The sequence below is a fragment of the Bacillus cereus genome (genome assembly GCF_002564555.1).
GTDB classification, from domain to species: domain Bacteria; phylum Bacillota; class Bacilli; order Bacillales; family Bacillaceae_G; genus Bacillus_A; species Bacillus_A cereus_K.
Window position 1 is genome coordinate 70,884 of record NZ_NUVD01000004.1, and the last position, 13,652, is coordinate 84,535.

Here is a 13,652-nt window from a genome sequence, read left to right on the forward strand (position 1 = left end):
TAAACCATACAACGACGTAAAGAATAGAAAATACTCCCCTATCCTTTAGGTTATTGTAAACCCCTATATATATCTACAAAGAGTTTCTTTTCATTTTCCCAATTATAACTTTTTCGAGCTGTAAAACAATTTTGTCTCATCTTTTCTATTTCTTCTGGATGATCAAGTAAATAGTTTACACCTTCTGCAATAGAAACTGGATCATGAGAATCCACACAAACCCCTGTATACTCCTTCTCAACAACACGCTGAATTTCAGGGAAACTACAAGCGACAACAGGTACACCACTCATCATATACTCAAATAATTTGTTAGATGAAGCTGAGTAGTGATTGAAACAAACATTATTTAATACTTGAAAACCTAAGTAAGCATTTTTTGTATAGTGTAACAATTCATTCACAGGCACCTTTGGAATAAATGTCACTTTGTTTTCCAAACCTAATTCTAGGACCATTTTTTGTAAATCAGGTTTTATACGGCCGTCACCTATGAATACAACGGTTCCTCTCTTAAACATTGGAACAGCTTGTATTAACTTATCTAAACCTCTACCGACTTGAATGCCACCTTGATATAAAAGAATAGGCTCATCTTTAGAAATGTTTAACATCTTATGTAAGTTCATTGCATCACTTTCTTCTGGCTGTGTAACAAAAGGATAATTATGAATAACTTTTGGATAAAAGCCATATAAGTCTTCCGCATATTTTGCACGTGTATGATTTTCCATAATCATGACATCTGCATATTTAAGAAAGAATTTTTCCATAATCCCATAAATTTTACTATTGTATCCTGTACGACTAGTCTGTACCTCATGTGAATCATAAACCAATTTCTTTTTTCTAAATATTTTTGCGCAAAGCCACCCTTGTGGTAGTGTATTTAAATCATTAGAATGATAGAAATCATATTCTTTTTTCAAACCTACCTTGACCATTTGAGCCAATATGTAAGAGCGTACAATTAATGTCCGTAGCTTTCCCACGGAGAATACTGCACCAAATAATAATATCAAACATGTTATCATCGGAAATTTCCATAAACAGAGTGCCGCAATTATTCCAAACAACAACATTGTAATTATATTTTTTGTTATCAACTGTTTTACTCGTTTTGCTGCACCCAAACCTTTTTGTAAAAGAGATAGGCGATTATTTACACGTGTTACTGTAAACCCTTCTTTTCGCATCTCCCACTTAGGTAAATCCTGTTGTTTCCAATCGTGAATACATATCAAGTCCACTTCATAACCCTCTTCAGCTAAAGCCGTGCATTCCCTTAACACACGGGCATCATTTGTGAAGTGGTTCCATACGAACATACACACTTTCTTCTGTTGCATTTTTTTCCTCCATTAAACTTGTTAATACTTTAATATTATTTTTCCACCTCAAATGTTGAAAGGCATGTTTATGTCCATTACTCCCTATTTTCCTACGCAATATCTCATTCTCAGATAATTTTATAATATGCTCTCCCAATTCTTTCACTGTTCGATCCTGTGAAATCAAACCACACTGAGCAGTATTAATAACCTTTTCGGCATATCCAGAGACATCTCCAACGATAGGCTTTTTCATACACATATAATCAATAATCTTTCCTGGCAAAACTGTTTGAAATACTTTTTCATCTACTAAACTAACATATGCAATATGTGCTTTTTCCACTTCCTGTAGAGTCTTCTTACGACTTTTTGCTTGAATAATTTCTATATTAGAAAGTTTTTTTTCTTTAATAACTTCAGCTACTCGATAACTTTTAAATCCATAGCCAATTATTTTAAATTTAATATTTTTTTTGTCCTTTAAAAATTCTGCCACATCAATCAACTTTAGAACATCTTGAGCTAATCCGATATTCCCTGTATAAATCACTTCCACTGTTTCAGCATTTGAATAAGTCATAACCTGTTTATTGTCTACCATATGTAATTCTTTCTCTGTCAAAGAATTTGGCATGAATGATATTTTTTCACGTTTAACATTTTTTAACTCAAGATACGGGATAAACCCTGCGCTATTTACAATGATCTGATCGGCTGTACGATATAAAAGCTTCTCTAAAGCATATGCTATTGATAAAACAAATCGATTCGCAAAAACTCCAACACCCAATAATGATTCCGGCCATAGATCTCGAACATCTAACAATAGTTCAGCCCTCAATCTTTTCTTAGCAAAAATCCCTGCTATACCGATAAAAATAGGCGGGGTTGAAACAAATACATAATCATACTTTTTATCCATACGCAATATAGCCATAATAAAAAGTATTGTAATTTCCAAATACAGAAATAACCTTCTTAACATATTATTGGTGTACTTCTTCACCTTTGGTTTTACTCTAATAATGTCGTCACTATTTAACGATGCCTCATCCCAAAATTCCTTTTTCTTATATAAATTTTCATTTGGATATCTTGGATCAGTAGTTAAAATTGTAACATCATATCCTTTTTCATTTAATTCCGAGTAAATATTCTTAATTCGATTCGCCGCACTCCCAATTTCCGGATAAAAATTCTGTGCTATCACTAACACTTTCTTCATTTTTCTATGTCCCTTCTTCCTCCCGTATCCATTAATGCCCCATTCTATTCTCTCTAATCATTCTCTATTTTTAATTTTTAATAAATTTGGTAAATTTGGTAAATTTGGTAAAATCACAAAATTAACTTTAAATTTACAAATTTCACTTTAAATTTACAAATATAAGGATATCACTAAATCTGACAAAATTGAACCTTTCTGACTAATAATTTATTCCCCTTAATAATATTTTAATATTCAAAAATATAGTTATTTATAAATGATACTCATTAATCTGAATATCCCCTTATGAATTGGACAAATATAAATAAACCTTGAACAGCAAATAAATAAGCTGGCTGTTCAAGGTTACCGTATTTCAAATCATATTAATTCTATATCTATCGTAATGCACGACGTGGTAATTTATCAATATTCTCTAACATAATACCTGTACCAACCGCAACACATTGCATTGGGTTTTCAGCAATTAATACTGGTACTCTTAATTCTTCTGCTAGAAGCATGTCGATACCGTGTAATAGCGCTCCACCGCCTGTTAGAATAACACCGCGGTCGATAATGTCCGCAGATAATTCTGGTGGCGTGCGCTCTAGTACGCCTTTTGCAGCTTGTACAATGACAGCTGCGTCTTCTTTTAGTGCTTCTGTAATTTCTTCAGAGCATACTGTAATTGTACGTGGTAAACCTGTTACCATGTCACGTCCGCGAATTTCAAGTTCCTCGCTACGTGCACCTGGGAATACTGTACCAACTTTAATTTTAATATCTTCTGAAGTACGTTCTCCAATTAATAGCTTATACTTACGTTTGATGTAGTTTAAGATCTCCATATCAAACTTATCGCCAGCCATTTTGATAGAGGAGGAGGTAACAATATCACCCATAGATAGTACAGCGATATCTGTTGTACCTCCACCAATATCAACAACCATGTTACCGCTTGGTTGGAAGATTTCCATACCAGCACCAACTGCTGCTACTTTTGGTTCTTCTTCTAAAAAGACTGTTTTACCACCTGAACGTTCAGCAGCCTCACGAATTGCTTTTTGTTCTACTGATGTGATATTAGTTGGACAACAAATTAAAATGCGAGGTTTTGAAAAGAAGCTCTTTACGTCCAATTTGTTAATGAAATACTTTAACATTGCTTCTGTAATGTCGAAATCTGCGATTACACCATCTTTAAGTGGACGAATTGCTACAATATTACCAGGCGTACGTCCCACCATACTTCTTGCTTCTTCACCTACTGCTAATACTTTACCTGTGTTACGATCAATTGCCACAACAGATGGCTCATTTAATACAATACCCTTACCTTTAACATGAATTAATACGTTAGCCGTACCTAGGTCAATTCCGATATCTCGCGCAAACATTCCCGTTTTTTCCTCCTCGATATTCAAAATCAGGTTACACCCGAATTCTTTTACACCTAATTTCTGATTTTATCATAAATTTAACAGAAACGTAATATTCGCAAAAAGAATTCTTCTGAAAAATATTACCGAATGTATGCGGAATGTTTGCTATCGTATACTTATTGACGTACAGGCTTTTCTACATCTTCTTTTCTATACTTTTGCTTTGTTGCTTCTCCCCCTCTTAAATGACGAATAGACTTATGATAATCAAGGATTTCTTTCACTTCATTTGCGAGCTCTGGATTAATTTCTGGTAGACGTTCTGTTAAATCTTTATGGACTGTACTCTTTGATACCCCAAATTCCTTTGCAATGACACGCACTGTCTTTCTTGTCTCCACGATATACTTACCAATCTTGATAGTTCTCTCTTTGATGTAATCGTGCACACCACTCGCCTCCCTAAATTGGATGTGAGAAGTGTGAAATGAGCCTCGCTGCATACGACTAAGAAGTAAGTGTGAGTGCTGTTTGTAAGCGTTAAACATTCTTGGATTTATAATGAAATGATTCACGATTTCTCACCTCAAACACTCTCTTTGCTTTGGTTTATACCATTGTATTGCCCGCACTACTGATATATGCTACATGTTCACTATTTTTGAGGACTAAGTACAAAAAACTTTAATTTTAAGAAAAGTACATCCTTTAAATAAAAAAGCCTATTAGAATTTAAATACAATTCTAATAGGCTTGAACTTTACTTATTTGGAACCTCATATTTACCTGAGACTATTTTCTCAAAGGTATCCATTTTAGTATCCGCTGAAATAAACCAACGTTTTATTTCTAGGGGCTTATTTTCTGGTGTCGCATACCCTTGTATACTAGCAAATGCTAACTCCATTTTTAAATCTTTTAATATTTGGATTGTATCTTTATTATACTGTCCAAATGGGTATGATATATAATTTGACTTTAAAATATCTTTACTTTTTAATATATCATTTTTCACCACTTGATTTCCTTCGGCAAGTAAAGCTGCTGATCCATTCTTAAATTTATGTAAATCATGTGTATGACTTCCAAATTCAAATACATCTTTCATTTTATTCATTTCATTCATACTTAACATTTGAAACGCTTTAGGATTAAACTTTTCTTCCTTATTGGTTATTCTAGATGTAACTGCAAATGAAGTTGCATGCATGTTATATTTTTTCAAAATTGGATACGCATATACATAATTTGATTTAGAAGTATTATCAAATGTGATTAAGACACTTTTCTTAGGAAGTTTCTTTTTATTTTTTATAAACTGATTAAATTCTTCCAAAGTAAGAGTATGATACTGATTGTCCGCTAAATACTTCATTTGTTTTTCAAACGTTTCTACCGATACCGCAGTCTCCTTATCTTTTAATACTGGATTTTCATTTTTATCTTTATCTTTTGTTAAATAATAATATTGCAGAACTGGTACTTTATCCTGATTACTTGCAGTATTCATTTTATTAAAAATGAATACTCCAATTCCAGCGACTAAAGCCACTGCTACCGCTATTAAAATAAATAATTTTTTAGAACCTTTTCTTTCTCTAGTTTTCATTAAACTTCCCCCTCAACCACAACAAAAAATACAGTATATTAGATCCCTACTGTATTCTAATATCGTTTTTATGTAAAAAAATCACAATTAGTATTATACGGCCTAGCTCTAAAAATTCCAATAGGTGTACTAAAAGAAAAGACACTCCTTTTTGGAGTGTCATTCTTCTCGATCATATTCTTCTTCTAACAATTGATGGTGGGGAGCGCCCTTCTTACCGGCAATATAATAGTACAAAGTAAATAAAACAAACAATAAAATAATAGCAATCGACAGAACAAATAAAAATGACACAGTATCCCCTCCTTTTTATAATATATATTCGAGAATCTCGTCATTTTTCCTTGTTATTGCACCTTTTTTCTCGAAATTGATTATTTTTATATGAAAATGAAAAAATCAGCTCTCCTAGTGAGAACTAATTTTTTCACTTTTTTATTCTTGTGAAGAAGAACCGTTAGATGATTCTGTAGAACCATTTGTTGATTTTTCTTCTTTCTTAGTTTCTTCTTTTTTGCTGCTTGTCTCTTTATCACTAGTCGAACCACTTGTTGATTTCTCTTCTTTTTGAGACTTGTCTTCTGTTTTACTTTCTGGTTTCGTGCTTGTTGACTTCTCTTCTTTTTGAGATTTGTCATCAGCCTTTTTACCAGAAGCATTCGTTGCCTTTGCAGCACCTGCATCAGCTTTAATTTCTGTTACTGATTTATTTAAGTAACGCTCAGGGTTCACAGCCACATTATCTTTACGTACTTCAAAGTGAACGTGAGAACCTGCCTCTTTGTTCATTGCACTTAGACCGGATTTTCCTAATACTCCACCTTGCATGACTCTTGCACCTTTTTCTACTTTCACACTGCCTAAGCTTTGATAAGATACCGCTACACCATTTCCGCTATCAACTGTTACAACATAACCAAGAAGTGAATCTTTTTCAGCTTTCGTTACGACACCACTTAAAGCAGCTGTAACATTGAATTCTTTTCCGTTCTTCGCAGCAATGTCGATTCCTTTATTTGGGGAATATGTGTTGTTATAAAAGACAAGTGCTTTTTCTTGTTCCGCCTCAGTTGCTGCATCTTCATAGAATTTCTTCTGTACGACTACTTCCGCATTAGCGGCAGATGGCATTTTTACTACTTCTGAAGATTTCGTTACTGGTACTGCTGGATCTTCCGATTGTGTATACGGCGTTGCTTGATCTTGGTTCGGAGTCTTCTTCGGATTAGCTCCTTGGAACCATAGCGCAACCATTAAGATTACTGCTGCACAAGCAATGTACAGTGCCGGAAACACCCATCTTTTTTGAAATAAATGTACTACCTTTTGCGACTTTTTATTATTTCTTCCTCGCATTCCATCATCACCTCAGCAATCATTTTGAACAATATTCACGTATCCTATACAACGTATAACTAATTACTTTTCGACAAATTATGTAAAAATATGTATAGAAATTGTAAAATTTCCGAGGAAATGATAGAAAATAGAAAAAACTGAGCGTTTCGGCTCAGTTTTTAGTCCATTTGTTTCTTTTTATATACGATTAAACATGCAATAAGCGCAATAATAAGCCACACTCCAACATTTAATATATGCCCACTAATACTACTAAACCCTGCTCCCTCTACTAAGCTGTTAATTGCTTTTGCCATATGAGATGTTGGAAGATACTCAATCATTGTCTTAATGACTTTATTTTCAACCATTGGCTCAAATTGTACCGCTAAATACATCGTCATTAATATCGGCATTCCAATTAGTGATGTTTGCGGTACAGATTCAGCTAATAATCCAATCGTTGTTCCAATTACGATAAATAGAATTGTCCCACTTAAGAAAATAAACCCTAGCAATACAAGATTGCCACTGAATTGATCTAGAATGAATAAGTTCACAATACAAATACAAAGCGTCAAGCATGCTGTTAATATACTTTTTCCAAGAAGAACTTCAACAGAAGAAGCTGGCGATAGCATTAAAACACGCAACGTATGTTTTTCTTTTTCTTCTGCGATTACCATCGATTGAACAAACCCAGCAACAAATAGAAAGGCCATTAAAGTAATAATACCAACTCCTGCACTCCCTTGCCCAAATCTGCTAAATATAAATGCAAATATAATTGGTAAAGATGCCATTAACAGCACTTGTGAATTTGTCTTAAAATCTTGTACTTCTTTTCTAAAAATAGCTGATACACGTCTCATTGAAAATGTCATTACAATCCCCTCCCAGTCACTTCAATAAAGATATCGCCTAGTGTTGGTTCGTGTGAATGAATGGATAGTAGTTCACCTTTTTTCATCCATTCTGAAATACGTTTTGCACCTAATTCATCTTTTTGTACGACTTCTTTTTGCTTATCTTTTAATACGACTTGTATTTGATCTTTCGCGTATTGTAAGCGAAGGTTTTCTGGTGTATCAAGCGCTACAATTTCTCCGCCACACAGAAAGGCAATGCGGTTACAAAGCATTTCTGCTTCGTCCATGTTATGCGTCGTTAAGAAAATCGTCGTTCCCTCTTTATTTAAGTCTTTTAAGATTTTATGAATGTTTTGTACGTTTACTGGATCGAGTGCAGATGTTGGTTCGTCTAAGAAGAGGATATCTGGTTTATGAAGAATTGCTCTTGCTAAAGTTACACGTTGCTTCATTCCTTTTGATAGTTTCTTTATCTGTGTTTTTTTATCATCTAATAGATTTACTTGTGCTAGTACTTCATCGATTCGTTCTTTTTTACAATCGTATAAGTCACAAAATAGTAGTAAGTTATCATAAATGCTAAGTCTTTCGTATAAGCCGCTATTGTCTGTTAAAATACCAATTCGTTTGTAATCGATGCTGCTTGGTCCTGTAATATCTTCCCCTAATACTCGTACCGTTCCAACACTATGAAGTAATTGAGAAGTTAAAATTTTTACTGTTGTTGTTTTCCCAGATCCACTCGGTCCGAGGAATCCGAAAATCTCTCCTTGTTTCACCTCAATATTTACATTTCGAAGTGCTGTTTTTCCGTTGAAACTTTTCATTACATCTTTCATTTCAATTGCCAATGTCATCTCGTCATCCCCTTTGTTTTTCTTTTTTATAGATGAAAGTCGCTTTAGCGCTTTTCGTTTGTTTGTTTCGCTTTTCTTGACTCAATCATATGAAAAACAAAGGGTAGGCGCAGTAAAATACCGATAAAAGGAGTATTTTTACTAGTGAATGAATCGTATTTTGAGCTGATTGGAGCATTTTTATATCCCAATTACATCTTTTAACTCATCCATTCTTCCTTTTGAAAGCGGGATTGAACTTTTTCTTTCATCATCCAAAATTAAGCTAAAACTATTACGAGTCCACGTAATAACTTCTCGTACTCTTTGTAAATTTACAAGGTACGAGCGATGACATCTGAAAAATCCGAATCCTGTTAATCTTGTTTCTAATTCACTTAATGTTAACGCACATACAAAATCACCTTCACGCACATGAATATGCGTTACTCCATTTTGTGTTTCAATGAAATGAATTTCCATCGGATCAAGTAAAATGATTTTATCGTTCACTTTCGCTGGTATTCTTTCTAATTTCATTTGCGGAATCATTTGAACGACTTTTTCTTCATCGACTTCTTCTGCTTCTTCTTGCTCAATTTCTACTTTTTTCACACCATCTTGATTTAATATGTATACATCTTCTGTTAATGAAAGGGCGTCTGATAAGAAAGATGACGTAATAAAGATTGCCTTTCCTTGCTCTTTCATTTTCATAATTGCTTTTCGAATAATAATCGTACTCTCTGTATCTACATTTTGCTCCGGCTCTTCCAAAATAACTAAATCTGGATTATGAATCATGACACGCCCGATATGAAGACGTCGTTTCTCTGAAAATGATAATTTTTCTATTTTAACGTTTAGCTTATCTAGGAGACCGACATATTGTACCACTTCTTCTATACTCATATTTGATTCATAAAGTCCTATTAAGAATTTGAAGTATTCCTTCACCTTTAAACGATCATATGCTTCATCTTTCAAAAAACAAAAGCCGATGCGGGAATAATTTTTCTTTCCAATTGCTTCTCCCTCAAACAGCACATTGCCAGTTGAAGCTTCTTCCTCGCCAATAATGATGCGATGCAAAATCTTTGCTGTATGGTTATTACATTGCAAAACAACACATTGTCCCTTCTCAACCTCTAGCTCAATTGCCGGTAACTGGTTCGCTTTCCCTAATTGTTTCAACTCCAGTAACGCCATTTCGTCTCCTCCAAATGTTTTTTATCCTATTATACCAAACAATTAATGGAAAATTATGATATTTCATACAACGTTTTAAGGTATTATATAACTATGAAAACATAAAGGGGGAATTCTTAATGATTCGTGATGCAATTATTGAAGGGAATCACCGCTATAGTTTGACGAGAGTGTGGGATATTACAAACGAGAACCGCGCTCTATTTATTATGCTAAACCCAAGCACAGCAGATGAACAACAAGACGACATGACTACGAAGCGTTGTATTAACTTCGCAAAGCGGTGGAAATGTGGCAGTTTAGAAATCTGTAACCTGTTTAGTTATCGTACAACTTATCCTAAAGATTTACGGAAGCTTCCCTACCCTGACATCATAGGAGAAAAAAATCGCTATTACTTAGAAAAAGCCTTTAAAGAAGCAACTATTGTCGTTGTAGCTTGGGGAAAGCAAGGGAAACTACATAAACAATCTACTCACATACATCCTCTCCTCAAACAATGGTCACACGAGCATAAAAAAACTATCTATTGCCTTGGATTTTTAAGAAACAAAGAACCACGCCATCCACTTTACGCACCTACTGAAACTGAAATAATTGATTTCTTCACAAATCCACCATTCGACGGAGGAAAACTACCATGCAAAATTGGCAAACAATAATTAAAGTAGCTGGCGAAGGAGGCTCTATCTCACTATTTGGCTTACAACAAGCCGATAAAAGATGGATTTTTTCTCGTCATATAAATGAAATGGATTATGGTATTGACGATATAGATGCTATTTCTCATTCCTTCCATGTTGTACACACTTGGGAAGATGGGTTAGATTTACTAAAACGTTTCCCCTGGCCACATCTTCGCCCCATTACTGTTCATCCAGATTTTGAACAGCGTGTATGGGAGGAAGTTCAAAAGCACACTCTGAAGCGCCGTTCACGCCTGAAAGATTGGAAAGAAATTTGTCATGTCGACTAAAAAGAAGGCTATCCAAGTGAAAGGATAGCCTTCTTCTCTATTTCTGCTCCACCATATAAGTCTGGAGTTGATCTCGAAGTGCCCGTTTTAGAAACTTCCCTACAGATGTTTTCGGAATTTCATTTACGAATAAAATATCATCTGGCATCCACCATTTTGGGAACTCTGCTTCTAATAAAGCGTACAACTCTTCTCTTTCGACTGCTTGGCCCTCTTTTAATACGACGCAAGCAACTGGGCGCTCTTGCCATTTTTCATGCGGTACTGCCACGACAGATGCTTCTAACACTTTATCGTGTGACATTAAGGCATTTTCTAAGTCTACGGAAGAAATCCACTCACCGCCGCTTTTAATTAGGTCTTTCGTACGATCAGCAATTTTAATAAATCCTTCCGAATCAACTGTAACGATATCTCCTGTATGGAGCCACCCATCTTTCATCGATTCTTCTGTACGCTCATCGTTATAATAGCTACCCGTAATCCATGGGCCTTTTAGACATAGTTCTCCCATTTCTTCGCCATCCCACTTAATTTCACCGTCTTGTCCGATCACTTTCATTTCTAGCCCAGGTAATAAATATCCTTGGCGAGAGCGTAAATTATAGTAATCGTCTTTCGGTAAATCACGTTGATATGATTTCGGACAATTAATTACAACAGCAGGGCTTGTTTCTGTCATTCCATATATTTGTCTAAATGCAATTTCATATTTCTCTTCATACGTACGAATCATGCTCATTGGAGCAGCTGATCCACCTGACCATATCGTTTTTACACTACTAATATCATATGGATGTTTTTCTAGTTCCTGCAACAAGCCAATCCAAATGGTCGGCACGCCAGCCGTAATTGTTACTTTCTCACTTTCAATTAATTCCGCCAAAATCTTTGGTGTGAAATGTGGTCCTGGTAATACGAGTTTTGTCCCAAACCATGTACTCGCAAACGGTAATCCCCATGCATTCACATGGAACATTGGAACGACAGGCATACAAGTGTCTACTTCTGATATATTCCCGCCATCTGCGAGTCCGAGTGTATAACTGTGGAGCGCAATACTACGGTGTGTGTAAACTACACCTTTTGGTTTTCCTGTCGTAGCCGATGTGTAGCACATACCGGCTGGTTCTTTTTCATCTAAATCTTTTACAAACGGAAATGTCTCATCGCCTTCTTCGAGTAATTGGTCGTAATGATATGCTGGTGATAGTGTTGTGTGAGGTAGTTTATGATCGTCTGTCATAATGATAAAGGCTTTTATATGCGGGATTTCGTGTTGAATACTCTCTAATACAGGTACCATATCTTCATCGACAAGAATGATCTTATCTTCTGCATGGTTAATAATATATGAAATGTGATCAGCGGAAAGTCTTAAATTAATCGTATGTAGTACTGCACCGATTCCTGGAATTGCAAAGTATGCTTCCAAATGCCTATGATGGTTCCAAGCAATTGTACCTACTTTATCTCCTTGTTCGATTCCCATTTTCGTTAATACGCTAGCAAGCCTTCTTGTCCGCTTTGCAATTTCTCCGTATGTTAATGTATGAATACGTGATGCAGTCCGTGAAACAACTTCCTTTTTTGAAAAATATTTCTCTGCACGTTCCATCATTGTTGGAATGAGAAGCGGTACATCCATCATCATTTTTCATTACCCCCTGTTATTATATTTTATATATTCACATAATTGTATTATAACACAAGGTGTACAAGCCACCTTCCATTTATTTCTACAAATAATGACAAAAAGAGCTAATGTAAATTAGCTCTTTTTGCACTCTACTTCTTCACCATCAATTTTCCTTCATAATCGTTCATCGTCTTTATTTCAACGCCTTTATAATAATGAGCGACGATATCTGTATATTTCTTACCTTCCGCTGCCATACCATTCGCTCCATATTGACTCATCCCAACGCCGTGGCCGAAGCCTTTCGTTGTGACAATGATTTTATCGCCCTCTTGTTTCCACGTAAAGTCCGAAGAGCGTAAATCTAACTTTTCACGAACTTGCTTTCCTGTTAGTGTTTTCCCTTGAAACGCTACATCCTTTACTCTTTTCCCCTCTGTAAGATCTTTAATAGTTCCAACCTTTCCGTCCGCCAGCACTTTCACACCGAGACGTTTTTGAAAATCAGCTACTGTGAATGTTTGCTCGCTCGTAAATTTTGGAGATGCTTGATCCCACGGGCTATCTACGCTCTTTAAATACGGATAATCATTCCCCCAATAATCAGCTGCATTTTCTGTGCGGCCGTTACTCGTTGAGAAGAAAGATGCTGAAATTGGTTTTCCCTCATACGTTAAAACTTGTCCTGCGGTTTTAGAAACGGCTTCCTCGATTTTCTTTAAATTATTTTCGTAGTTATTACCCCATTGTTTTTTCAATTCTTCTTTGCTTTTGTACACTTGATCTTTCACCGTATCTACCACGTCCGCGTTGTTTTTCTTTTCTCCGCTTAACATACGCTGCACTACAAATGTTCTCGCTGCTAATGCCTGCGCCTTTAGCGCCTCTATTTCAAAACTGGCATTCATCTCAGAAGCTACTACGCCTGTCACATACTCCTCCACCGGTAATGTTTCTACCTTCTTCTGCCGATCACGATATACAGCTACTTGAACAGCTGTATCTACTTTTCCTGGAGCTGGTATACTTTCAACGGCTGGAGGAGTTTTAGAAGCTGCTTCTTCCCCTACTTTTGCTTTCGCAAACGGGATAACAAGAGCAGCAGGTACAATGATAACGAGCGCTATTAAGAGCGCTACTGTAATGAAAAGTGGCTTTGAAAATTTCATCCTATTTTCCCCCAATATAAAGTTGGCTTCCTTTCATTTTTATGGAACTACGGGGTTTTTTAGAACATACTTGAGCATATT

The 13,652-nt window shown here is 35.6% G+C and carries 14 protein-coding genes; 2 read left to right on the top strand and 12 right to left on the bottom strand.

Annotated features, from left to right (window positions below):
• Positions 1-50: 50 nt before the first annotated feature.
• The 10 genes from COI75_RS01095 to COI75_RS01140 form a co-directional block, all read right to left on the bottom strand.
• Positions 51-1,349, bottom strand: coding sequence for a glycosyltransferase (locus tag COI75_RS01095; RefSeq protein ID WP_098448163.1), 1,299 nt, complete (start codon positions 1,347-1,349; stop codon positions 51-53).
• A complete protein-coding gene (locus tag COI75_RS01100; protein ID WP_098448164.1) occupies positions 1,300-2,559 on the bottom strand; it encodes a glycosyltransferase family 4 protein in 1,260 nt (419 codons plus the stop codon). Before COI75_RS01100 ends, COI75_RS01095 begins: the two co-directional genes overlap by 50 nt.
• 380 nt (positions 2,560-2,939) lie before the next feature.
• The gene (locus COI75_RS01105; RefSeq protein ID WP_098448165.1) at positions 2,940-3,941 is read right to left on the bottom strand and encodes a rod shape-determining protein; all 1,002 of its coding nucleotides are present in this window, start codon (positions 3,939-3,941) and stop codon (positions 2,940-2,942) included.
• A 161-nt stretch (positions 3,942-4,102) separates the two neighbouring features.
• A complete protein-coding gene (gene spoIIID, locus COI75_RS01110; protein ID WP_000544012.1) occupies positions 4,103-4,375 on the bottom strand; it encodes a sporulation transcriptional regulator SpoIIID in 273 nt (90 codons plus the stop codon).
• Positions 4,376-4,686: 311 nt separating this feature from the next.
• Entirely contained in the window at positions 4,687-5,535 is an 849-nt protein-coding gene (locus tag COI75_RS01115; protein WP_098448166.1) for a polysaccharide deacetylase family protein, read from the bottom strand.
• 159 nt (positions 5,536-5,694) lie between these two features.
• The gene (locus COI75_RS01120; RefSeq protein ID WP_000008899.1) at positions 5,695-5,829 is read right to left on the bottom strand and encodes a hypothetical protein; all 135 of its coding nucleotides are present in this window, start codon (positions 5,827-5,829) and stop codon (positions 5,695-5,697) included.
• A 141-nt stretch (positions 5,830-5,970) separates the two neighbouring features.
• Positions 5,971-6,891 (bottom strand): M23 family metallopeptidase, encoded by a 921-nt coding sequence (locus COI75_RS01125; RefSeq protein ID WP_098448167.1) that lies wholly within the window; start codon positions 6,889-6,891, stop codon positions 5,971-5,973.
• 161 nt (positions 6,892-7,052) lie between these two features.
• Entirely contained in the window at positions 7,053-7,757 is a 705-nt protein-coding gene (locus COI75_RS01130) for an ABC transporter permease (protein ID WP_098448168.1), read from the bottom strand.
• Complete coding sequence (locus COI75_RS01135) at positions 7,757-8,599, bottom strand: ABC transporter ATP-binding protein (protein ID WP_098448169.1); 843 nt, start codon at positions 8,597-8,599, stop codon at positions 7,757-7,759. The genes COI75_RS01130 and COI75_RS01135 overlap by 1 nt, the downstream gene beginning before the upstream one ends.
• 180 nt (positions 8,600-8,779) lie before the next feature.
• On the bottom strand, positions 8,780-9,787 hold the full coding sequence (locus COI75_RS01140; RefSeq protein ID WP_098448170.1) for a LytTR family transcriptional regulator DNA-binding domain-containing protein: 1,008 nt from the start codon (positions 9,785-9,787) through the stop codon (positions 8,780-8,782).
• Between the two features lie 119 nt (positions 9,788-9,906).
• On the opposite strand from COI75_RS01140, the gene COI75_RS01145 reads away from it, so the two are divergent.
• Positions 9,907-10,449, top strand: a complete 543-nt coding sequence (locus COI75_RS01145) for a DUF1643 domain-containing protein (RefSeq protein WP_098380505.1) — start codon at positions 9,907-9,909, stop codon at positions 10,447-10,449.
• Positions 10,428-10,763 (top strand): hypothetical protein, encoded by a 336-nt coding sequence (locus tag COI75_RS01150; RefSeq protein WP_001181900.1) that lies wholly within the window; start codon positions 10,428-10,430, stop codon positions 10,761-10,763. Before COI75_RS01145 ends, COI75_RS01150 begins: the two co-directional genes overlap by 22 nt.
• A gap of 37 nt (positions 10,764-10,800) precedes the next feature.
• Here the strand turns inward: COI75_RS01150 and COI75_RS01155 are convergent, their stop codons facing one another.
• Entirely contained in the window at positions 10,801-12,417 is a 1,617-nt protein-coding gene (locus COI75_RS01155; protein WP_098448171.1) for a long-chain fatty acid--CoA ligase, read from the bottom strand.
• Between the two features lie 134 nt (positions 12,418-12,551).
• Entirely contained in the window at positions 12,552-13,571 is a 1,020-nt protein-coding gene (spoIID, locus tag COI75_RS01160) for a stage II sporulation protein D (protein WP_000672646.1), read from the bottom strand.
• Positions 13,572-13,652: the final 81 nt, after the last annotated feature.